Below are 21,508 nucleotides of genomic sequence, written 5' to 3'. Positions count from 1 at the left end.
GGATATCCCCTCACCGCTCGTTGACGCCTCGTCCGCCCGCACCGGTGTTCGCGTCGACGATGCGGCGGGCGAGGTCGCGCAGTTTCACGTTCTCCCGCTGGGAGGCCCTCACCAGGGAGTCGAAGGCGCCGGCCGCGTCGATGTCCAGGCGCTCCATGAGGATGCCGGTGGCCTGGCCGATCAGGTCCCGGGTGCGCATCGCCTCGGTGAGCTGCTCGCGCACGGTCGCCGAGTCCAGAGCGAGGGAGACGTGCGCGGTGAACAGCCGGCCGATGCGGGTGGCGTCGTCGTCGAAGGCGTGCGGTTTGCGGGCGTAGGCCGTCAGCACCGTCAGGCGGCGCCGGTCGGCGCGCAGCCGCAGCGACAGCGCCGAGCGCAGGCCGAGGACCGAAAGGAGGTTCTCGCCGCCGGCCTCGCTGTCGGCCGTCCGCACCACGGGGGTGGTCCACAGGTGTTCCCAGTCCGGGTGCGGCTCGCGGACCCCGTGCCGGGGCTCGGCGGCGAACCGTACGGCCTCGTCGGTCCAGGCCAGTGTGCGGAGCCGGCCGCTGCGCTGTATCTCCGAGATGCCCGCGTGCTCCGCGCCGGGCAGGAGGCGCACCGCCAGCCCGACCGCCGTGTCCAGGGTGCGGTCCGGGGTGCCCGGCCCATGCAGTTGCCGAGCCGCCGCGGTCAGGGCCTCGGCCAGCTCGAAGCCCACCGGAAAACGCGGCAAATCAGTAAATTCGGACGCAGCCACCACGAACCTCTTCGGCATGCGCGGCCAAACGGCCGTGCGCAGGAGAGCTCCGCAGCACATTCCCGACTGCGAGCACAGGACGAACAGCACTTTAGCTGCTTGGTTGCGTGCCGGTGACGCCCGGCCGAAGGAGGGGCGGGCGCCTTCCGTACCGGCTCCTCGCGTGTTGGAATGGGACCGGGTCAGGAAGCGGCCCAGCCAAAAGCCCGACGGACGTTTGTCAGGTGAGTGCCGTGACCTTCCTTCCCCAGCGCCGCGAACCGTGCGAGCCGCCCGGCTGCGCCGTGCTCGCCATGCCCAGTGAGATCGACTTCTGCAATGCCACGGGGCTGCTCGCCCTGATCACGGCCGCCGTGGACCGGCGGTCCGAGGAACTGCGCCTGCTCGTCCTGGACCTGACCGAGACCCGCTTCATGGACTCCCAGGGCGTGCGCCTCCTCGACGCCGTCCACCGCCGGCTGCGCGCACCCGCCCGGCTGCGGGTGGTGGCCGCCCCGAAGGGCGTACCGAGCCGTGTCCTCGAACTGTCCGGCCTGCGCCGGGACGTGCCGGTGTACGACAACCTCGCCGAGGCCCTGCGGCCGGAGAACGGGGCCTGGAGCGGATCGGGGACCGGGCCGGAGGGCGGGGCCGCGGCCTAGGCTGGCGGCATGGCACCGAACATCGCGACGAACACCCGAGTCTCCCTGGACGAGTTGCTGGATTTCGTACGCCCCCGGCACCGGGCGGTCCTGCTGACCCGGCGGGCCGACGGCAGCCCGCAGGGGTCGCCGCTGACCTGCGGGGTCGACGACTCCGGCCGGATCGTGATCTCCACGTACCCCGAGCGGGCCAAGACCCGCAACGCCCGGCGTGACCCGCGGGTCAGCCTCATCGTGCTCAGCGACGAGTGGAACGGCCCCTGGGTCCAGGTCGACGGCACGGCGGAGGTCGTCGACCCGCCCGAGTCCGTGGAACCCCTCGTGGAGTACTACCGCAACATCGCCGGTGAGCACCCCGACTGGGACGAGTACCGGCGGGCCATGGTCGAGCAGGGCAAGTCGATCCTCCGGGTGACCCCGCAGAAGTGGGGGCCGGTGGCGACGGGTGGCTTCCCGGCCCGGTTGGCGTCGGACGGCTGACCGCCGGGGGCGCGGCGGCGGCCGAGCGCAGGCCGCGGGCCGGTCAGCCGCGTTCGGCCATCGCCTCGATGCCCGCCACGAGCAGGTCGAGCGCGAACTCGAAGTCCCGGTCCAGCAGATCCGCGACGGTGTCGCCGTCGCGGGCCGCCATGATGTCCCGGGACTCCGCGACGACGCCCGCGGTGCCCGGCGACCCGGACACCGCGCTCAAGGAGTCCTGGAAGTACTCGTCCGGCGTCAGACCGGTGTCCGCAGCGCGGGCCAGGAAGCGGCCCTCGACGGTGCCGTAGCCGTGGACGAACTGGAAGACGGCGGACAGGGCGCCGGTCACGCGGTGCGCGGGCAGGCCGCTGCGGCGCATGGCGGCCCGCACCGCCCGGGAGAAGGCCAGCGCGTGGGGCCCGATGTTGAGATAGGTGCCGAGCAGCGGGGACAGCCAGGGGTGGCGCACCAGCAGCGTGCGGTTCTCCCGGGCCAGCGCGCGCAGTTGTCCCCGCCAGTCCTCGTCCGCCTGCGGCCCGGGGTGGCGCAGTTCGCCGAAGACGGCGTCCAGGGCGAGTTCGAGCAGGTCGTCCTTGGTGTCCACGTACCAGTAGACGGACATCGCCGTGACGTTCAGCTCGGCGGCCAGCCGGCGCATGGAGAACCCGGCCAGGCCCTCGGCGTCCAGCAGCCGCACCGTGGCCTCGGTGATCCTGTCCCGGTCGAGGCCGGACGGCTGCCCGCCGCGCCGCCCGCCCCGGCGTTCCTCGCCCGCCAGCCAGACACTCGCCCGCGGCCCCTGCCGCTCCGACTTCACCATGCCCGCATTCTCCCCCGCCGCGCCGGGCGCCGGTCAGCCCGTCGGCCGGGTGAGGTCGTAGAAGGTGGCCGAACCGGCCGTGAGCTCCTTGAAGTTGGCCTGCACCCAGGAGGTGATCTGCGCCGAGCTGCCGGAGTCGCCGCCCATGGCGCCGCCCGTGCCCGAGCCGCCGATGAAGTAGTGGATGCGGCCGTCCGCCACGTACTTCTTGAACTGGGCCAGGGTCGGTGAGGGGTCCGTTCCGTTGAATCCGCCGATGGCCATCACCGGGTCGCCGGTGCTGAGCTGGTAGCTCGCGGCGTTCTGGGAGCCGATCGCGGCCGCGGCCCAGGTGTACTGGTCGGCGTCGGTCTCCAGCAGCTTCTTGGCCTGGGAGTCGACCTGGGCGCCGTTGAGCAGGCCGCCCATGGCGCCGCCCGCACCGCCGGCACCGCCGCCTGCCGGACCGCCCTCGCCGGTCTGCCCGTTCGGGGCCGTGGAGCCGTTCGGGGCCTGGCCGGTGCCGGGGGCGCCGTTGCCCTGTCCGTTCTGGCCCGGAGCGGTTCCGCCGCCGGGGAAGCCGCCGTTGCCGGGACCGCCCCGGCCCTGGCCCTGCCCGTTCGCGCCGCCGGGGAAGCCGCCGCCCTGGGGAGCACCGCCCCGGCCGCCTCCGCCACCCGGGCCGCCCATCGTGCTCGCGCCGGACGGGCCGGCCGTGACGATGGAGCCGCTGTGCCCCTCCCGCACGGTGCTCAGCGTGTACGCGGTGGGCGCGGCCAGCGACGCCGCGACGCCCAGGCCCGCCACCGCGAGCACGGTCCGCCGCCCCAGCCGCCCGGCGAAGACGAGCCCGAGCGCGGCGACCAGGCCGCCGACGAGGACCAGCCACCTCAGCCAGGGCAGGTACTCGGGTGTGCGGTCGAGCAGGACGTACCCCCAGGCCGCGGTCGCCGTGACGGCGGCGGCCAGCGCCAGGGACGCCCAGATCCGCTCGCGCCGCTCCCACAGCAGCGCCGCTCCCATCCCGACCACCGCCGCCAGGTAGGGCGCGAGGGCCACCGTGTAGTACTGGTGGAAGATGCCCGCCATGTAGCTGAAGACGGCCGTGGTCATCAGCAGCGAGCCGCCCCAGACCAGGAGGGATCCGCGGGCGGTGTCGGTACGGCCGGCCCGGCGCGTGGCGACCAGCCCCGCGACGAGCAGGATCAGGGCGGCCGGCAGCAGCCAGGAGATCTGGCCGCCGATCTCGGAGTTGAACATCCGGTCCCAGCCGGTCTCACCCCACTGTCCGCCGCCGCCCATTCCGCCGCCGCCCCCGACGCTGCCGGTCTCCTCGCCGCTGAGCCGGCCGAGGCCGTTGTAGCCGAAGGTCAGCTCCAGGAAGCTGTTGTTCTGCGAGCCGCCGATGTACGGGCGGGACGACGCCGGCCACAGCTCCACGATCGCGACCCACCAGCCGCCGGAGACGACGATCGCCGCGGTCGCCAGCGCGAGCTGGCCCAGCCGCCGCTTCAGCCGGACCGGGGCGCAGACGCCGTAGACCAGGGCCAGCGGAGGCAGGATCAGGAAGGCCTGGAGGGTCTTCGCCAGGAATGCGAAGCCGATCGCGACGCCCGCCCACACCAGCCACTTGGTGCGCCCGTCCTCCAGCGCGCGGACGACGAGGTAGCAGGTGACGGACATCAGCAGCGCCAGCAGCGCGTCCGGGTTGTTGAACCGGAACATCAGCGCCGCGACGGGCGTGAGCGCCAGCACGGCGCCCGCGATAAGTCCGGCCGCGGGGCTGAACCGGCGGCGCACGGACGCGTACACGACGGCGACCGTCGCGACGCCCATCAGCACCTCGGGGACGAGGATCGACCAGGAGGAGAGGCCGAAGACCCGGACCGCCAGTGCCATCGGCCACAGGGCGGCCGGGGGCTTGTCGACGGTGATGGCGTTGCCCGCGTCGAGCGAGCCGAAGAAGAACGCCTTCCAGGACTGGCTGCCGGCCTGCACCGCCGCCGAGTAGAAGGAGTTGGCGTAGCCCGAGGCGCTCAGGCCGTAGAGGTAGAGCAGGGCGGTGGCCAGGAGCAGGCCGAGGAAGGCCGGGCGCACCCAGCGCGGGTCCTCGGGGCGTCCCCGCCACAGTCTGCGGGGCAGCGACAGGGGGGACAGGGGGGACAGGGACCGGCGGGGCGCGGGCGGTGCCGCCGGCGGCGGTCCCCCGTCCGGGCCGTCCGGGGGACGCGTGTCCCCCGCGTGGGCCGTCGGGTCGTAGTGCGTCGTCATCGTGCGTCCCTCGGGTCGGTGTCGAAGTGCGCCGGCCGCGGCGGCACGGTGGTCTCGCTCCAGGCGCGGTACGGCTGCGTGAGGTGAGGCTCCGGTCCCGGCGTGTCCGGCGTGTCCGGCGTGTCCGGCGTGTCCGGGAACACCCAGGCGCGGAAGAGCAGGAAGCGCAGCACGGTCGCCGCGAGGTTGGCGGCGATCAGCACCGCCAGCTCGGTGGAGTGGTCCGGATCGGCGCTCGCCGCGCTCAGGGCCGCGAGCGAACCGCTGGTCAGGGCGAGACCGATACCGAAGACGACCAGCCCCTGCGCCTGATGCCGCACGGCACCGCCGCGGCCCCGCACCCCGAAGGTCAGCCGCCGGTTGGCGGCGGTGTTGGCGACCGCCGAGACCAGCAGGGCGAGCGCGTTGGCGAGCTGCGAGCCGGCGAAGAGCCGGAAGCCGCTGTAGAGCAGCAGGTAGCAGAGGGTGGACAGGGCGCCGACGACACAGAAGCCGACGAGCTGCCGGGCCAGCCCCTGCGGTACGTCCGTCAGCTCCCGGTCGCGCGGGTCGTCGCCGAACGGCCGGGCCAGCCGGTCCAGCGGCAGCGAACCGGTGGCCAGGGCCCTGCCGACCCGCCACACGCCCTTGAGGTCGTCGGTCGCCGTCTTCACGATGTGCACCGTGGAGTCCGGGTCGTCGACCCAGTCGACCGGCACCTCGTGGATCCGGCACCCGGCACGCTCGGCGAGCACCAGCATCTCCGTGTCGAAGAACCAGCCGGTGTCCTCCACCAGCGGCAGCAGCACCTGGGCCACGTCCCGGCGGATCGCCTTGAAGCCGCACTGGGCGTCGGAGAAGCGGGCCTGGAGGGAGCCGCGCAGGATGAGGTTGTAGGTGCGGGAGACGAACTCCCGCTTGGCACCCCGCACGACCCGCGAGCTGCGGGTGAGCCGGGAGCCGATCGCGAGGTCCGAGTGACCGGATATCAGCGGCGCCACCAGCGGCAGCAGCGCGTTCAGGTCGGTGGACAGGTCCACGTCCATGTAGGCGAGGACGGGGGCGTCCGAGGCGGACCACACGGTCCGCAGGGCCCGGCCCCGCCCCTTCTGCTCCAGCCGGACGGACCTGACCTGCGCGAGCCGCGCCGCCAGCCGCGCCGCGACGTGCGGGGTGGCGTCCGTGGAGGCGTTGTCCGCGACCGTGATGCGGAAGGCGTACGGGAACGTCCGCGTGAGGTGCTCGTGCAGTCTCAGGACGCACGGCCCGAGGTCCTTCTCCTCGTTGTAGACGGGGATCACTACGTCCAGGACAGGCGTACCGGCGTCCGCGGCCGGGAGGTGCTCCCGCGCCGGCAGGGAGCCGGGAGAAGAGTCGGTTCGCATGGCACCGACTCTCCTCACGTCCCCTGTCGCACCCGTGTGGCGAGGCTGTGCTGCGCCTGTGAGTGCGTTCGCGCGATGCCCTGGTCGCGGAGCGCGGGCAGATGCACGGTGAAGACCGTCCGCCCCGGCGCGCTGTCGACCGTCACGCCGCCGCCGTGCGCGGTCGCCACGGCCTGCACGATGGCGAGCCCGAGGCCCGTCGAGCCGGTCGCGCGGGACCGCGCGGAGTCGCCGCGCGCGAACCGTTCGAAGACGTGCGGCAGCAACTCGGCCGGGATGCCCGGCCCGTTGTCCTCGACGTCCACGCACAGCCAGGGCCCGTTGAACCGCACGCGCGCGGTGACGGTCGTACCGGGCGGGGTGTGGTTGCGGGCGTTGCCGAGCAGGTTGACCAGCACCTGCTGGAGCCGGGCGGCGTCCGCGCAGACCAGTGCGGGTTCGTCGGGCAGGTCGAGGCGCCAGTTGTGGCCGAGTCCGGCCGCGCGGGCGTCGCTGACGCCGTCCACGACGAGCGGTACGAGGTCGGTGTGCTCGAACCGCAACGGCCGCCCGGCGTCCAGGCGGGCGAGCAGCAGCAGATCCTCGACCAGCAGGCTCATGCGGCCGGCCTCGGACTCGATGCGGCCCAGCGCGTGCCGGGTGTCGGGTCCGACCTGTTCCCCTCCCCTGCGGGTGAGTTCGGCGTAGCCGCGGATGGAGGCGAGCGGGGTGCGCAGCTCGTGGCTGGCGTCCGCGACGAACTGCCGTACCCGGGTCTCGCTCTCCTGGCGTGCGTGCAGCGCCCCGTGCACGTGGTCCAGCATCCGGTTGAGCGCGGCCCCGACCCGGCCGACCTCGGTGTGCGGGTCGCACTCGGCCTCCGGGACGCGTTCGTCGAGGTTCACCTCGCCCGAGTGCAGGGGCAGTTCGGAGACCCGGGTGGCGGTGGCGGCGACCCTGCGCAGGGGGCGGGTGGCGACGCCGACGATGACGGTCCCGGCGAGGGAGGCGGCGACGAGGCCGGCGACGGTGACGCTGGCCTCCACGAGGATCAGGGTGTTGACGGTGCCGTCGACACCGGAGGTCGGGACGGCGACGTAGTAGCTGCCGCCGGCACCCGCGCGGTACTCCACGCGGTAGGTGCCGAGGTCGGCGACCTCCACGGTGTGCGCCCCGCCGTCCTTCGGGGCGGCGGCCAGCGCGGTGCGCTGCGCCTCGTCGAGGGAGACCGCCGTCATGCCGCTGAGGTCGGTGCTCTCGTCGGAGTCCTCGCCGAACTTGGCGTCGACGACCACCCCGTCGCGCACGTCGGCGACGATCGTGCCGCGCGGTTGCGGCCCGCGGGTGACGAACTCGTCGAGGTCCATCCGCTGCGGGCCCTTGTTCCCGCCCGCCGCGGGGTCGTCGGCCGGACCGAAGCCGGCCGCGCGGGCCACGACCTCCCCCAGCTGTCCGTCCAACTGGTCGTAAAGATGCGAGCGCAACGCGAGCGTCGTCACCGTGCCGATCACCGCGCACACCACCGCGATCAGCGCGACCGACGCGACAACGAGCCGTGTCCGCAGGGTCCGCGGCCTCGGTCGTCGCCGCCCGCTCATGACACCGCGGGCTTGATCAGGTAGCCGGCGCCGCGCCGGGTGTGGATCATCGGCTCGCGACCGGCGTCGATCTTCCGGCGCAGATACGAGATGTACAGCTCGACGACGTTGGCCTGTCCGCCGAAGTCGTACGACCACACGCGGTCCAGGATCTGCGCCTTGCTCAGCACGCGCCGCGGGTTGCGCATCAGGAACCGCAGCAGCTCGAACTCGGTGGCGGTGAGGTGGATGCCGTCGCCGCCCCGGGTGACCTCGTGGCTGTCCTCGTCCAGGGTGAGGTCGCCGACGACGAGCACGGATTCCGAGCGCCGGTCGGCGGCGCCCGAGCGCCGGATCAGTCCGCGCAGCCGGGCGACGACCTCCTCCAGGCTGAACGGCTTGGTGACGTAGTCGTCCCCGCCGGCGGTCAGCCCGGCGATACGGTCCTCGACCGCGTCCTTGGCGGTCAGGAACAGCACCGGCACGTCCGGCAGGTCGCGGCGCAGCCGCCCCAGCACGCTCAGCCCGTCCATGTCGGGCAGCATCATGTCCAGTACGACGGCGTCGGGCCGGAACTCGCGCGCGGCCTGGACGGCTCCGTGTCCGTCACCCGCGCTGCGGATCCGCCAGCCCTCGTAGCGCAGGGCCATGGACAGCAGCTCGGTGATGGACTGCTCGTCGTCCACCACGAGCACCCGGACCGGGCTCCCGTCCGGCCTCAGCAGTTCGGTGCGCCCCTGGGGCGAGATCGTGGTCATGGGGCCACGATGTCGGGGGGCTCTGAGAACACCCTTTCCCCAAGCTGTGATTTCTCTGAGAAACCCACAGGGGCCTCTCAGGAACCCGCTCGGCGCTCCGACGGCCCGAAGAACAGCCGGGCCGCGTTGTCGTGGCACACGCCCCGCAGCCACGCGTCCCCCAGCTCCAGCCGCTCCAGCGCGCGCAACTGGTGCAGGTAGGGGTACGGGATGTTGGGGAAGTCCGATCCGAGCAGGACCCGGTCGCCGAGGTCCGCCAGCCGGGGCAGCGCCCGCCCGGGGAAGGGGGCGAGGCGCTCGCCGAAGTCGGTGAACGCCATGGTCGTGTCCAGCCGCACCTCGTCGTACCGCTCGGCGAGGTCGAGGAAGTCCTCATACTCGGGCATCCCGAGGTGCGCGACGACCAGCCGCAGCCGGGGGTGCCGGGCCAGGACCCGCGCGATCGGCTCGGGCCCGGTGTGCTTGCCGGGCGCGGGCCCGGACCCGCAGTGCACGACGACCGGGACGCCCGCCTCCGCGAGGACGCCCCAGACCGGGTCGAGCAGCTCGTCGGCCGGGTCGTACGCCCCCACCTGGACATGCGCCTTGAAGACCCGCGCCCCCTCCTCGACGGCGCGGCGGACGTAGGTCTCGACGCCCGGCTCCGGGAAGAAGGTGGAGGTGTGCAGGCAGTCGGGGGTCCGCCGGGCGAAGTCCGCCGCCCAGCCGTTGAGCCACTGGGCCATGCCCGCCTTGTGCGGGTACAGCATGGCGGTGAAGGCCCGCACCCCGAACTCCCGCAGCAGCGCCGTGCGTTCCTCCTCGTCCCGCCGGTAGGTGATCGGCCACTCGACGCCGCCGGTCAGCGGGCCGAGGGCGTCGAAGTAGCCCCACACCTTGCGCAGCACCCGCTCGGGCATGAAGTGCGTGTGCACGTCGAGCAGTCCGGGCAGCCCGAGCCCTTCCCAGAACCGGCGGACCTGCCCGGCCTCGTGATCGCTCATGGGGCCACGATCGCGTCCGGCACGCCTGCGGACAAGGGGGCGAGGTCTGGGAACGGGGGAGAGGGGAGGTTGTGACAAACGAGGTCAGAAGAGGCCGTCCTGTACTCCGGCCGCTCGTTTGAGCGGTCGCACGGGGACGGTGCACGGCTCCCCCTCGGCGGACACCAGCTCCCACCCCGTCATCAGCCGCGTGTCGAGGACGACGACCCCGCGCTCCGTCGCCAGGTGCAGATCCGGCCCGGCGGCGGCCACCAGCTCACCGCCGACCGCCCCGCCAGCCACCAGCTCGGTCACCTCCCCCACGGCGGCCCGGCCGCGGTCCGCGTCCGCGATCCCGAAGACGCCCGCGTGGTCCACGCCCCGGAACGGCTCCGGCGTCAGCGACTCCGGCCGGCCGCCGAGCGCCGCCGCGCGCGCGTGCAGCTCCGCGATCTCGGCCAGCCGCTCCGCCCGGGAGACGGGCAGCGCGGCCCGCACCGCGCGCTTGTGGGCGTAGGGGATCCGGTCGGGCACCCGCAGCGCGGCCCGCAGCAGCTCCTCGGTCCGCCGGGCGGCCATCAGCGGTCCGCTGCCCAGCCAGCTGAAACAGACGGCCCCCTGCTCCAGCAGCCGGGCGGCTCCGCGTTCGTACGCGGTGATCCCCACCTTGACGAGCCCCGGCCCGAACCACGCCAGGTACACGCGGTACGGCCGGGGGTCGTCGGCGATCGTGTCGGCGGCCACGGAGTGCGCCCGGTCCAGCCGCGCGCACTCCTCGCACCGCGCCCCCGTACTGCGCCCCGGCACGGCCACCCCCGCCGGGCACGCGTGCCCCCGCGCCCCCGCACACGTGCGCACACCCCCCGCGACGACCCCGAAGGCCACCCGCTTCCCCCGGTCCAGCGCGCTGCGCCGCCCCCCGACCCACATCAGCCCGGGACCGTCCGCCGCCCACCGCAGCCCCGAGCACTTCCATGCCTGTGCCATCACCGTCGAGAGTAGAACCCACCACTGACAACGCCCTCGTACTCCGGGCGTCGGCCGGTACCGGCACCGACGTACCGTATGGGCATGGAAGAAAGTGACCCGCTGTGTCCCGAGCGCCTGGTCATGGAGCACATCACCAGCCGCTGGGGCACCCTGGCGCTGATCGCCCTGCTGGAGCGCACCTACCGCTTCAGCGAACTGCGCCGGGCGATCGGCGGGGTGAGCGAGAAGATGCTGGCCCAGACTCTGCGCACGCTGGAGCGCGACGGCCTGGTCCACCGGGACGCCAAGCCGGTGATCCCGCCCCGCGTGGACTACTCCCTCACGGACCTCGGCCGGGAGGCCGCCGAACAGGTCCGGGCCCTCGCGCGGTGGACGGAGCGGCGGATGGCGGCGGTCGAGAAGGCCCGCGAGACGTACGACGCCGCGAAGGCCTGACACACCGCCACCCGCTCCTGCTCTGTGCGCGCGGGCGTCACTGCTCCAGGACCGCCTTCATGACACTGCGGGCGATGGGCGCGCCGAGACCGCCGCCGGAGATGTCCTCGCGGGAGATGTCCATGTCGGTCGGGTCGATGAACACCGCCACGGCGACGGACGCCCCGTCCTGCTTCTTGCCGTAGGAGACGAACCAGCCGTAGGGCACCTCGTCGGCCACGTTGACACCGCGCTGCGCGGTACCGGTCTTGCCGCCGACCGTGATGCCGTCGATCTGGGCGCGGCGGGCGCTGCCCTCTTTGGCGGTGAACTCCATCATCTGCTGGACCTTCTGCGCGGTCTCGGCGGAGACCGCCTCGCTCATCACCGCGGGCTGGGTCTTCTCCAGGGTGCTGAGGTCCGGGCCGCGGATCTCGTCGACGACGTACGGCTGCATCAGCTTGCCGTCGTTGGCCAGCGCGGCGGTGACCATGGCCATCTGCATCGGCGTACTGGTGAGGCTGCCCTGGCCCATGCCGGTGAGCGCGGTGCCCGGTGCGTCGAGGTCCTCGGGGTAGAGGCTCCTGGTGGCGAGCAGGTCGCCGAAGTCATCGGAGTAAACGTCCTCGTTGAAACCGAACTTCTCGGCCGTCTCACGCATCTTGTCCTGCCCCACCCTGGAGGCGGCGTCGAGGAAGACGTTGTTGCACGAGTACTGCATGGCGGTCTTCATCGAGGCCTTCCCGCAGACCGCGTCACCGGCCTCGCTGCCGATCCTGTTGGAGGCCTGCGGCAGGGGGTACGGAGAGACGGCGTCCGTGGCGGCGTCGACATCGGTGACGACCCCGTGCTCCAGGGCGGCGGCCGCGGTGAGGATCTTGAAGGTGGAGCCCGGCGGGTAGGTCTCCCGCAGCGCGCGGTTGGCCAGCGGCTTGCTCTTGCGCTTGTCGAGCGCCACGAACCGGTCGGACTCCTTGAAGGTGCTGCCCGCGAACTCCGAGGGGTCGTAGGAGGGCGCCGAGACCAGGGCCAGCACCTTCCCCGTCGACGGGTCCAGCGCGACCACGGCGCCCCGGGCGCCCTTCAGGTCGGTCAGCCCCTTCCAGGCGGCCTGCTGCGCCTTCGGGTCGATGGTGGTGACCACCGACCCGGCGCGCCGGCCCTCACCGCTGACGATGTCGGCGAACCGCTGGAAGGCCAGCCGGTCGTCCTTGCCGGTCAGGATGGAGTCGTAGGTCTTCTCCAGCAGGGTCATGCCCTGGGCCTGCGACGCGTAGCCCGTCACCGGCGCGTACATCGGCCCGTCGGCGTAGGTGCGCCTGTACTTGAGGTCGGTGCCGTCCACCTCCGCGGAGCCGGTCACGGCCCGGCCGCCGACGACGATGTCGCCGCGGGGAGTGGCGAACTGCTCGATCTGCACCCGCCGGTTCTTCGTGTCGGAGGCCAACTCCGTGGCCCGGAAGTACTGCAGCCAGTTCGCACGGATCAGCAGGCCGAGCACCAGCAGGCCGCAGAAGATCGCCACGGCCCTCAGCGGCTTGTTCACCGGTGGCCTCCGTCGAGTCTCGACCGGTTGAGCGTGCAGGGGGATATGAAGACGGATCCTCGCAACATGCGCACACCCTAGACACACTTGGGAGCGCTGATCACTTCGGCGCCGAAACGCCGGAGCCGCGCCGGTCCCGCGACGGATCCGGGCGCGCACCGATGAGTTCTTCCGGCCCGGAGAGTCTCATCACCCATTGCCGCCAGCACAGGAGGAAAGGTATGGAACACATGACTCAGCTACTGAGAGTGCACAACTTGGGCGTATCGAGTGACGGGATCGGTGCGGGCGAGGAGCAGACCCTGGAGCGGCCGTTCGGCCATGTCGAGCCCGAGCGCCTGTTCGCCTGGGCCGGCGCCACGGCGCACTGGCCCAACCGCACCGAACCCGGGGGGAGCCGCGGCCTGGACGACTACTTCACGCGGGACTACGCCCGCAACATCGGCGCCGAGATCATGGGCCGCAACAAGTTCGGGCCCCAGCGCGGCCCCTGGCAGGACCACACGTGGCAGGGCTGGTGGGGCGACGAACCCCCCTTCCACACCCCGGTGTTCGTCCTGACCCACCACAAGCGCCCCTCGTTCACCCTCTCCGACACCACGTTCCACTTCGTCGACGGCGACCCGGCCACCGTCCTCGCGCAGGCACGGGAGGCGGCGCAGGGCAAGGACGTCCGGCTCGGCGGCGGGGTCTCCACCGTCCGGCAGTTCCTCGACGCCGACCTCGTCGACACCCTGCATGTGGCCGTCGCACCGGTGAAGTACGGGTCGGGAGTACGGCTCTGGGACTCCCCCGACGACCTGCTCGACCGTTTCCACCTCGACGTCGTCCCCAGCCCGAGCGGGGTGACGCACCACGTGTTCTGGCGAAGGTGACCTGCGGCGGGTTCGGCCGGCCGGCATAGACAAGGAAAAGGCCAGAGGCCCTGTGAGGTGATCCACAGGGCCTCTGACACGCTGTGCACTCGGCAGGATTCGAACCTGCAACCTTCTGATCCGTAGTGCAATGAAGGGCTTCCCGGCCTTCCATGTGATCCATGTGGAGCCCATGGGAGCCCTGCGCGTCACCGTCCGGCGGCCCTCTCTCCGCCCGTCCGTGAGACCCGTGTGAGACGCGCGTGAGACGACAAAAAGCCCCCGATCGCCATGGCGGGTGAGGCGATCGAGGGCCTTCTCATTGGCGGGAACCCGCTTCGGAAGGTGGTCTACGCGATGGCCGGAGCCTCCCTCGGGCTCGACCTGCTGCTCCTTCTCAGGGTCAGCCCGGGAGGTGTTTCCGCTACCACTGAATGACTAAACGACCGCGCGGACGAGAAGCGTCCCGATGTGCCCAGGGTGAGGCGCGTCGAGGACCTGCGCGTCGGCAGTGGCGAAACCGGCCCGGGTGAGCAGGCGCTCCCACACGGCCGGGCGGTAGCTGTAGCGGTAGGTGAACATCGCCTTGCCCGCGAAACCTCCCTTGTACATGCCCTGCGGCCCGTACGCGCCGGGGATGGCTGGAGGCTGAGAGAAGACAAAGACGCCGCCGGGCTTGAGCCGCTGGCGGACGAGCGGGAAGAGACGGCCCGGGTCGGTGAACCAGGCGGCTCCGAAGATCGAGTAGACGGCGTCGTACACCTCCTCGTGCTCGCTCAGGTACTCCAGAGCCTCTGAGCACACGAACTCCGCGCCGGTGCTGGCCCACTTCGTGGTGGTCTTCTTGACCATGACGGGAGACAGGTCAACCCCCCGAGCGGCGATGCCGCGCTGAGCAAGGTAGGCGAGGGCGCGGCCGGTGCCACAGCCGATCTCCAGTACAGAGCGCGGATCGCCGAGTGATTCTGGGCCAGGTCCGTGACCGGCGTACTGGGTCCAGCAGAAGCTCGGCTCCGCGTCTTCCTTGAAGGCGGAAGCGGCGAAGGTGTCCCACAGCTCAGTCTCGGCGGCGATGTCGTGTTGTGCGGGCAAGGCGATTCCTCTTCGCAAGGGCTGGCCCCTGTCCTCCGGGGGACCGAGGACAGGGGCCAGCGTAGGGCCGTTCAGTGGCTGTCGGGGACCTTGTTGTCGCACGGCGAGCAGTCCGTGCCGTCGATGGCCCACAGCTCCTCGTCGATGTCGAAGCCGATGGACTTCAGGAAGTCCGCCGTGCGCAGGCACAGCCCGTCGCGGCGACGCTCGATGAACGGGGCGTGGTGCTTGTAGCGGCCCTCGTTGTACGCATCGCACAGAGCCCACCACACGGGCGTGTCGAGGATGAGCTGGTGGACACCGATGTCGACGAGCTTGCCGACCCCGAGGTGGACCTCGGGGTGCTCCATGCAGCCGATGGTGTACATGACGGCGTTGCCAAGGATGCGTTCGGCCATGTCGCGGACCATCGTTTGGTCCCGCAGCAGTAGGGCGACCTCGCGGTCCCACAGACTCATGCCGCTGTCGAGGATGTTGACGGTGAGGTGCCTGATGTGCGGCTGGACGGCGTTGAGTAGCTCCTTCGGTTCCCTGGCGCGGGTGTGGGAAGGGCTGTCGAGCATGACAGTCATGGACGTTCCCTTTCTGGGAGGTGTCGTGCCGTGCTGGTAACCCGTCCCAGGCGCAACCTGTGCAGGGTGGGGTACCTGGGGCAGGGGCTGGAGACCCACCCCGCCGGAGGTTTGTGATCCTTCAACGGAACGGGTATCGGGGTGGGCTGATGTCGAGGCGCCCTGTCAGCGAGGACCTGGATGAGCTGCCCCGGTCGTACCGACGGGCGCGGGCCGCTTGCGGTTATAGGCGTGGTGGGGGCAGCCGCAGCGGCGGACGAGCCAGATGCCGTGGGCGTGGGGCAGCGGGATGTCCTCGGTCTGGCGGCACTCGCGATGAAGGTCCGTGTAGTCAGACTGGGCGGCGAGCGCGCACTCAGCCGACAGAGGCAAGGTCTCGGTGGCGGGCACGGTCATCCGAGGCGCTCCGCCCGGTTCATCTCGGTCACACGGGCGCGCAGCGCTTCGGTGTCCGTGGCCTGCCGGATGGCGTCGGGGTCCGCGTCCCACTCTCGTCCGCCGCCGGGGGGCCGGAGCTGGACGTAGGGGCCAGCGTGCCCCATCACGTAGCCGATCTTGTCCGTCTTCGTGTCGACGACCAAGGTGCCGTCGTCTTCTCTCGTTGCCATCACTCACGGCCCCCTCGCCGAAGTGTTGCTGCCAGTCGTTCGGCTACGTCGGCGCGGACGCGCCCCAGCTCGACGAGTTTCAGGTCGGGGTTCGCGAAGTCGACGCCGAGGGAAGGGAAGACGATCCCGACCTCGGTGAGCGCCGCCCTCAGAGACTCCACTGCCGCGTGCGGGTCGACGTCCCGCAGTTCCGTCGTAGGCATGAACAGGACGCTAGGGACGCAGAGTTGAGGACCGCCATGGAAGTTGCGCGAAGTTGCTTGACTACCTGGCGTGGTTGCGCAAGGTTGCTTACGCGGGTCGACGGAACCCCCAACAGGTGACGCTGACCTCGGGGAAGCTTGGGAGATCAGTCCCCATCGGAAGGACGTGATCATGGCCCGACGGCTGCGTTTCAACGGCACAGGCAGCGGAGTCAACGGGTGCCCGTCCATTCACGAAGACCTCGACACAGGTGAGGTCATCGTGCACGGCCCGGCCCTCACCGACCCTGACGACTTCGCCCAGCTCCGGCACCTCAACGAGGGTGAGGTGCCAATCGTGGTACCACGCGAACTGCTCGTCGACTTCGCTCCCAAGGAGGTGACCCGCGTGCCGGACATCATCGGACTGAATCAGTTCGACCGGCTCTTCACGCAGTTCGAACACACGGCGTGGCGCCTGGAGACCCGCCGCCGGTATGCGTCCGACGAGTTGACGGACACGTACGCGCAGTTCACCCGTGGTGAGCCCGTCAACTGGGAGGGCGTCGACGCCGAGTGGTGTGCGGAGCGCCGAGAGCAGACCGGGCTCGGCAAGCGGTTCGAGCGTGTCCGTATCGTCGACAACCCGCCTACCGCAGGCCAGCTCTATCTGCTCGACAACGCACGTCGCAACAGCGCCGTCGGCGAGAAGATCCTCAATCTCTGGCGAGCGAACGCCGATGGGCTCGGCCTGCCCGCCGAAGACTTCTGGCTCTTCGACTCCCGGCTGGTCGCTCTGCTCAACTTCGACGACGCCGACAACCTGGTCAACGTCGAACTGATCACGGAGCCTGCGGCAGTACTGCGGTACGCCATGGCGCGCGACGCGGCGCTGCATCATGCCATCCCGTACGAAGAATTCGCGGCACGGTTGACCGCGAAGGAGGACTGAGGCAGGTGCGTACCGGTGAGCACGGACTACCAACAGGCACGGGAAGCACTCGGGGTACGGCTGCGCGAACTCCGGCTCTCCGCCCCTGGGGGCCGGCTCACCGGTACGGAGCTCGCCGAGCAGTACAGGTGGAACAAGTCCAAGGTCAGCAGGCTGGAGAACGGCAGGCAGACTCCTACTCCCGATGACCTGCGCAAGTGGGCGGAGGCAACCGGCCAGCCCGAGGCGTACGACGAGCTGCTCGCGCGCCTCCGGGGCTTCGAGTCGCACATCCGGTCATGGCGGCGGCAGCTGGCCTCGGGGCACAAGGCGGTCCAGGACACCCACCTGAGCGCTCATGCCGACGCCTCGGTGTTCCGTGGCTGGGAATCCTCCATGATCTTCGGTATTCTCCAGACGCCGGACTACGCCCGGTCGATCTTCACGAGATACGCAGAGCTACAGCGCTCGCCGCGCGACACCGAGGAAGCAGTCCGGTCCCGCATGAAGCGGCAAGAAGCGCTGTACGACTCCTCGAAGCGTTTCCACCTCCTCTTGTGGGAGGCCGCCCTTCATTCCTTGATCTGTCCGCCGTCGGTGCTTGCGGCTCAGCTCGACCGTCTCGCAGGAGCCGTCGGCCTGGACACCGTAGAGCTGGGGATCATCCCGATGTCCGCCTCTCTCAAGATTCCCCCGGCCACCGCCTTCTGGATCTACGATGACCGCCAAGTGATCATCGAGAACTGGCACGCGGAGTTGTGGATCGACGACGAAGCCAGCGTGGACACCTATCTGCGGACATGGAAGACGCTCCGGGAGTCCGCCGTGTACGGCGTTGACGCGCAGAACCTCATCAATGCAGCGAGACGGGCGTTGAACTCACGCTGAGGCCGACACGTCCGAGAAGCAGCATGTACGTTCCAGGAATGCGCTCAGCTCACTTCGTGAGACCTACTTCTGGCAACTCTTCGGCGAACTCAACCAAATCCGGGTCCTGACACAGCCAACCACCGGCTCGCAATCGACCGACTGGCGTCGTGAGAGGGGTCAACCCGGTCGGGTGTCAAGGCGGCCATCTTCTGACCCCCACCAAACACAGAGTCTGTTGTGGGGCTGGTGGCGGTCAGCGAATGGCCACCAATGACCTCCCCGTCCAACCCCCTGATGACCTGCGGGGGGATCCGCAGGAGGTAGGTGTTGGCCAGGGTGCCGGAAGTCTTCTTGACCCCTACCCTCGATCAGCCTGGTCAGGGAGTTGGTGATCGTGCCTTTGCTCACCGAGGCCAGGATGGCCGGCTCTCCACGGGAGACGGTGACCTGCTTGTTCCTCCGGACCACGGCCAGGTTCTGGACGCAGGAGATGACCTTCCTCGGAGAGGAGGGCAGGGTGGCCACGTACGCCTGGGTCGCCTCGATGTGCTCCACCGGGGAGAACCCGAGCGACTCGACGTGCTGCAGCCGGTAACGCTGGATGTCGTCCAGCAGCCACCCCAGCGGATCCGACTTGCTCCGAACCTTGCTGGCCAGCGGGTGAGCCATGACCAACCTGGCGATCTCCATGTCCACCATGCCGACCGACAGGGCCCACCGGTACACCCGGAACAGGGCCTCGTTCCTCTGCCCTTGAGGGGCGTTCAGCGCTGCCAGCACCCGCTTCGGAAGGCACAGGTCCGACGGGTTGCTCTCCGGCGCCTCACCGGCCATCTCCTGCAGCCATTCCGGGGCCGGGGCGACCACGTCCGGGACGCTCGTGTACCGGCGACCGGAGGGGTGCGCTGACGGAGCGGCGACTACGTACCCGCCCTCCGCACGGATGTCGAGCCCCTCGGTCTTGAAGGAGCGCGACCGTAGGCGTCGGTCGGCCCGGAAGAATAGGTGCCGCCCGCCACCGTCGCGGCCGGTGACTTGAGACCAGGTGGAAGGGAAGCCGTGGCCCCTGCGGTGCATGGTCGCCACGGTCTCCTCGCCCCGGGCGCCATCCACGTCCAGGACGATGAGCCCGGAGTCGAAACCCGTGGCCAGGCCCAACCCGTCGGCCCGGTCCCACTGCGGCCAGCTCAGGATGGTCGTGAGGTCGGCCGAGGCACGGTTCTGCCACTGGCTCAGCAGCGGCTGCTTCTGACGGACGGGCAGGACGCGCCATCCGTACTGGTCGGCGTAGTTGGTGGCCGCTGCCTTCACGTCGCAGACGGTCGACTCCGCTATGCTCGTAGCGGTCATTACGTTGACGACCTCCCACTCAGAGGTTGTTGCTTGGAAGAGCCGCCCGGGGCGAACGGGCGGCTCTTCGCGTTTCGGGGCGTGGTGGCCGCCCTTGTTCTCCTCGCGTCAGCCGAGACGGGGCGTGCCCGACCTGCTGACGACGGCCTGATAGTCAGTCAGCGCCGTGGCGTCCTTCATGAAGTCGGCGAACGCGTCAGGCGCTGAGCAGCTCGCCGGAGGACGTAGGAGCCACGTCGCCGCTGAGGATCTGCACAAGCGACGCGGTGATGACGACCACCCTCTTGTCGAAGGACAGCGTCCGCACGGGCGCCTCTCCTCGGGCGATGAGGTCGTAGAGCTTGCTCTTGCCGCAGCCGAGTGCGCAGGCGGCCTGCTGCACCGAGACAGTCGCGGGCCAGGAGCAGACCTCGGCGAGCGTCGGCTGGGCGGTCACTCGCCTGCCTCCAGCAACAACGCACCGACAGCAACGTCGAGGCCGTTGGCTATCCGCTTGAGGGTCGCGGGACGGGGCTGGCGCTTGCCGCGCTCGATGAGGCTCAGGGCATCGATCCCCATGCCCACCTTGGCGGACAGCTCGCGCAGGGTCATGCCGTCCTCGATCCGCTTGCGGCGGATCGCAAGTCCGTTCGTCTTCACACCATCAACGAAATCACCAACCAGGCGCTAATGCAAAGAAATCAAGAGACGGATTTTGGTGTCAGGTTAGTGCTACATTAGCGCTCGACTGCTGGCCGCCACAGAGTGCACGGCGAGATTTGATAAGGAGGTGCCAACAACATCACCAACGCCACCGACAAAGGGAGACCACCGCATGCCCTGGACCAAGGACCCTGAAGCCTGGGTGCGCCTCGGAGCAGCGATCCGTGCGGAACGCGAGCGGCAAGGGCTGCTGCAGGAGGAACTCGCGGACACGGCTGGAGTCTCCGTCGGTACCGTGCGCAACGCAGAGACGGGCCGAGTACCCAAGGGCCTGCGCTGGCCGCAGAGCCTGACACAGATTGAAAAAGCTCTGGGGTGGAGCGTGGGCAGCATGGAGGCGGTCCTCGCAGACAAGGAGCCGAGCCGGCTCGACCTCGGTGCCCAAGAGCCCGAACCAGCGACCGCGACGACTCCGATTCCGTCCGGGCAGGTCAAGCTCCGCACCATCGGCTGGCTCCGTGAGCACGGCCGGGAGGTGTTGGAGGAAGCGCTACCCCCGGTGAACCAGTTCGGCCACCTCTGTGCCCTCTTGGATGCGCCACAACACGCCGTGGACGCCTACGAGAAGGCCGTCCGCGAGCTGGTGGGTGCCGTCAGCGCAGCCCAAGGGTGGCAAGCCTGGGCGCCGTTCGGAGAACAACAGGAAGAAGACTGATGGCAGATCCCATCAAGAAGATCACGCTCGGCAATGGATCGGTCCGCTACCGCTTCGTCATAAACGTCGGCAATGACCCGCAGACGGGCAAGCGCAAGCAGCTCACCGTCACCAAGGACACTAGGAAAGAGGCCGAGGCCGAGCACGCCCGCATCAAGCACCAGCGTTCCCAGGGAACGTATGTCGCCCCCTCAAAGATGACCGTCGAGGAGCTCGTTGACGCCTGGCTGGTGGAGGCGACCAAGGACGTCGAGGCCGCCACGAAACGCCCGTACGAGGACGCCATGCGCTACGTGCGCGTCCGCCTGGGCAAGAAGCCCGTCCAGGAACTCACCGAGGACGAGGTCGACGACCTGATCACGTGGATGCTCACGGAGGCCCGGCGCATCGGGGGCAAGCCTGGCACCGGCCTGAGCGTCCGTACCTGTGACCTCACCCTCGGCCGCCTGCGCGCCGTGCTGGAGCTCGGCATCCGGCGCCAGGTCCTCACCCGCAACGTCGCCCAGTACGTGAAGGTCCCCCGCGCTGCCCGCAAGGAGGCCCGCCGTAAGAAGAAGGAGAGGAAGCCCTGGGACGAGGACGAGGTCAAGACCTTCCTCTCCTCCTGCTCCGGAACCCGCCTGTACGCGGTGATGCTGATGTCCCTGATCGACCTGCGCCCTGCCGAGGTGGTGGGCCTGCGCTGGATGGACGTCGACCTGGAGCACGGCACCGTGCGCGTGGAAATCACCCGCACCCTGGTCGCCGAGAAAGTCATCGAGAAGGACACCAAGTCGGTGGCAGGAGACCGCTGGCTTCCGCTGCCCCTGGTCGTCCTGCAGGCGCTGAAGGCCTTCCACACCCGCCAGCTTCGTGAGCGCCTCAAGGCGGGCGACGGGTATCAGGCATCCGGCCGTGTCGTGGTCGACGATCTCGGCAAGGACTGGAAGACGGACAAGCTGCGGCGCGAGGCGTACAAGCTGATGGCCTCCGCCGGGGTCCGCCAGACCCGGCTGTACGACGCGCGCCACGCCTGCCTGTCGTGGATGGCGAACAACGGCATGCCGGACACGGTCGTCTCGGCGTGGGCCGGGCACAGCGACCTGTCCTTCACCAAGCGGACGTACGTCCACCCGGACCCGCAGTCGCTGAAGGCGGGCTCGGAAAAGCTGATGGAACTACTCGGCTGAACCGTAATCAACCAGTCACGG

At 70.3% G+C, this 21,508-nt stretch carries 24 protein-coding genes; 8 read left to right on the top strand and 16 right to left on the bottom strand.

Annotated features, from left to right (window positions below):
• Nucleotides 1-10: 10 nt before the first annotated feature.
• The gene (locus AC4IHM_RS17175; protein ID WP_490867912.1) at nt 11-757 is read right to left on the bottom strand and encodes an ANTAR domain-containing protein; all 747 of its coding nucleotides are present in this window, start codon (nt 755-757) and stop codon (nt 11-13) included.
• Nucleotides 758-972: 215 nt separating this feature from the next.
• Between AC4IHM_RS17175 and AC4IHM_RS17170 the strand changes: the two genes are divergently transcribed.
• Together AC4IHM_RS17170 and AC4IHM_RS17165 are read left to right on the top strand one after the other, a co-directional pair.
• Nucleotides 973-1,380, top strand: a complete 408-nt coding sequence (locus AC4IHM_RS17170; protein ID WP_490867911.1) for an STAS domain-containing protein — start codon at nt 973-975, stop codon at nt 1,378-1,380.
• 9 nt (nt 1,381-1,389) lie between these two features.
• Entirely contained in the window at nt 1,390-1,860 is a 471-nt protein-coding gene (locus tag AC4IHM_RS17165) for a PPOX class F420-dependent oxidoreductase (RefSeq protein ID WP_490867910.1), read from the top strand.
• Nucleotides 1,861-1,903: 43 nt separating this feature from the next.
• Here the strand turns inward: AC4IHM_RS17165 and AC4IHM_RS17160 are convergent, their stop codons facing one another.
• From AC4IHM_RS17160 to AC4IHM_RS17130, 7 genes are all read right to left on the bottom strand, one after another.
• The gene (locus AC4IHM_RS17160) at nt 1,904-2,662 is read right to left on the bottom strand and encodes a TetR/AcrR family transcriptional regulator (protein ID WP_490867909.1); all 759 of its coding nucleotides are present in this window, start codon (nt 2,660-2,662) and stop codon (nt 1,904-1,906) included.
• 33 nt (nt 2,663-2,695) lie between these two features.
• Nucleotides 2,696-4,912, bottom strand: a complete 2,217-nt coding sequence (locus AC4IHM_RS17155; RefSeq protein WP_490867908.1) for a glycosyltransferase family 39 protein — start codon at nt 4,910-4,912, stop codon at nt 2,696-2,698.
• Entirely contained in the window at nt 4,909-6,276 is a 1,368-nt protein-coding gene (locus AC4IHM_RS17150) for a bifunctional glycosyltransferase family 2/GtrA family protein (RefSeq protein ID WP_490867907.1), read from the bottom strand. Before AC4IHM_RS17150 ends, AC4IHM_RS17155 begins: the two co-directional genes overlap by 4 nt.
• 14 nt (nt 6,277-6,290) lie before the next feature.
• On the bottom strand, nt 6,291-7,853 hold the full coding sequence (locus AC4IHM_RS17145; protein ID WP_490867906.1) for an ATP-binding protein: 1,563 nt from the start codon (nt 7,851-7,853) through the stop codon (nt 6,291-6,293).
• Entirely contained in the window at nt 7,850-8,590 is a 741-nt protein-coding gene (locus tag AC4IHM_RS17140; protein WP_490867905.1) for a response regulator transcription factor, read from the bottom strand. Before AC4IHM_RS17140 ends, AC4IHM_RS17145 begins: the two co-directional genes overlap by 4 nt.
• Before the next feature lie 77 nt (nt 8,591-8,667).
• Nucleotides 8,668-9,573, bottom strand: a complete 906-nt coding sequence (locus AC4IHM_RS17135; protein WP_490867904.1) for an amidohydrolase family protein — start codon at nt 9,571-9,573, stop codon at nt 8,668-8,670.
• A gap of 84 nt (nt 9,574-9,657) precedes the next feature.
• A complete protein-coding gene (locus AC4IHM_RS17130) occupies nt 9,658-10,539 on the bottom strand; it encodes a DUF2797 domain-containing protein (protein WP_490867903.1) in 882 nt (293 codons plus the stop codon).
• 78 nt (nt 10,540-10,617) lie between these two features.
• Here AC4IHM_RS17130 and AC4IHM_RS17125 point away from each other — a divergent pair, with 78 nt between their 5' ends.
• The gene (locus AC4IHM_RS17125; RefSeq protein ID WP_490867902.1) at nt 10,618-10,977 is read left to right on the top strand and encodes a winged helix-turn-helix transcriptional regulator; all 360 of its coding nucleotides are present in this window, start codon (nt 10,618-10,620) and stop codon (nt 10,975-10,977) included.
• 37 nt (nt 10,978-11,014) lie between these two features.
• On the opposite strand, the gene AC4IHM_RS17120 is transcribed toward AC4IHM_RS17125, so the two are convergent.
• Nucleotides 11,015-12,502, bottom strand: coding sequence for a peptidoglycan D,D-transpeptidase FtsI family protein (locus tag AC4IHM_RS17120; protein WP_490867901.1), 1,488 nt, complete (start codon nt 12,500-12,502; stop codon nt 11,015-11,017).
• 230 nt (nt 12,503-12,732) lie between these two features.
• On the opposite strand from AC4IHM_RS17120, the gene AC4IHM_RS17115 reads away from it, so the two are divergent.
• Entirely contained in the window at nt 12,733-13,377 is a 645-nt protein-coding gene (locus AC4IHM_RS17115; RefSeq protein ID WP_490867900.1) for a dihydrofolate reductase family protein, read from the top strand.
• A 417-nt stretch (nt 13,378-13,794) separates the two neighbouring features.
• On the opposite strand, the gene AC4IHM_RS17110 is transcribed toward AC4IHM_RS17115, so the two are convergent.
• The 4 genes from AC4IHM_RS17110 to AC4IHM_RS17095 form a co-directional block, all read right to left on the bottom strand.
• A complete protein-coding gene (locus AC4IHM_RS17110) occupies nt 13,795-14,448 on the bottom strand; it encodes a class I SAM-dependent methyltransferase (RefSeq protein ID WP_490867899.1) in 654 nt (217 codons plus the stop codon).
• 71 nt (nt 14,449-14,519) lie between these two features.
• Complete coding sequence (locus AC4IHM_RS17105) at nt 14,520-15,020, bottom strand: hypothetical protein (RefSeq protein WP_490867898.1); 501 nt, start codon at nt 15,018-15,020, stop codon at nt 14,520-14,522.
• A gap of 392 nt (nt 15,021-15,412) precedes the next feature.
• Nucleotides 15,413-15,628, bottom strand: coding sequence for a hypothetical protein (locus AC4IHM_RS17100; RefSeq protein ID WP_490867897.1), 216 nt, complete (start codon nt 15,626-15,628; stop codon nt 15,413-15,415).
• Nucleotides 15,628-15,831 carry a hypothetical protein gene (locus AC4IHM_RS17095; protein WP_490867896.1) on the bottom strand — a complete coding sequence of 68 codons (204 nt, stop codon included), beginning with the start codon at nt 15,829-15,831 and terminating at the stop codon, nt 15,628-15,630. Before AC4IHM_RS17095 ends, AC4IHM_RS17100 begins: the two co-directional genes overlap by 1 nt.
• Nucleotides 15,832-16,003: 172 nt before the next feature.
• Here AC4IHM_RS17095 and AC4IHM_RS17090 point away from each other — a divergent pair, with 172 nt between their 5' ends.
• Entirely contained in the window at nt 16,004-16,762 is a 759-nt protein-coding gene (locus AC4IHM_RS17090; protein ID WP_490867895.1) for a DUF6879 family protein, read from the top strand.
• Nucleotides 16,763-16,777: 15 nt separating this feature from the next.
• Nucleotides 16,778-17,629 carry a helix-turn-helix domain-containing protein gene (locus tag AC4IHM_RS17085; RefSeq protein WP_490867894.1) on the top strand — a complete coding sequence of 284 codons (852 nt, stop codon included), beginning with the start codon at nt 16,778-16,780 and terminating at the stop codon, nt 17,627-17,629.
• Between the two features lie 159 nt (nt 17,630-17,788).
• On the opposite strand, the gene AC4IHM_RS17080 is transcribed toward AC4IHM_RS17085, so the two are convergent.
• From AC4IHM_RS17080 to AC4IHM_RS17070, 3 genes are all read right to left on the bottom strand, one after another.
• The gene (locus AC4IHM_RS17080) at nt 17,789-18,961 is read right to left on the bottom strand and encodes a bifunctional DNA primase/polymerase (RefSeq protein ID WP_490867893.1); all 1,173 of its coding nucleotides are present in this window, start codon (nt 18,959-18,961) and stop codon (nt 17,789-17,791) included.
• A 196-nt stretch (nt 18,962-19,157) separates the two neighbouring features.
• Nucleotides 19,158-19,397: a MerR family transcriptional regulator gene (locus tag AC4IHM_RS17075; RefSeq protein WP_490867892.1), complete on the bottom strand. Its 240-nt coding sequence runs from the start codon at nt 19,395-19,397 to the stop codon at nt 19,158-19,160.
• Nucleotides 19,394-19,600 carry a helix-turn-helix domain-containing protein gene (locus AC4IHM_RS17070; RefSeq protein WP_490867891.1) on the bottom strand — a complete coding sequence of 69 codons (207 nt, stop codon included), beginning with the start codon at nt 19,598-19,600 and terminating at the stop codon, nt 19,394-19,396. Before AC4IHM_RS17070 ends, AC4IHM_RS17075 begins: the two co-directional genes overlap by 4 nt.
• Before the next feature lie 175 nt (nt 19,601-19,775).
• On the opposite strand from AC4IHM_RS17070, the gene AC4IHM_RS17065 reads away from it, so the two are divergent.
• Nucleotides 19,776-20,318 carry a helix-turn-helix domain-containing protein gene (locus AC4IHM_RS17065; RefSeq protein ID WP_490867890.1) on the top strand — a complete coding sequence of 181 codons (543 nt, stop codon included), beginning with the start codon at nt 19,776-19,778 and terminating at the stop codon, nt 20,316-20,318.
• Nucleotides 20,318-21,487: a site-specific integrase gene (locus AC4IHM_RS17060; RefSeq protein ID WP_490867889.1), complete on the top strand. Its 1,170-nt coding sequence runs from the start codon at nt 20,318-20,320 to the stop codon at nt 21,485-21,487. The genes AC4IHM_RS17065 and AC4IHM_RS17060 overlap by 1 nt, the downstream gene beginning before the upstream one ends.
• The last annotated feature ends 21 nt before the right edge of the window (nt 21,488-21,508 follow it).

It is taken from the genome of Streptomyces sp. SL06, from assembly GCF_058244745.1.
The sequence above is the reverse complement of the archived record's forward strand: the minus strand, read 5'-3'. Positions and strand labels throughout refer to the sequence as shown.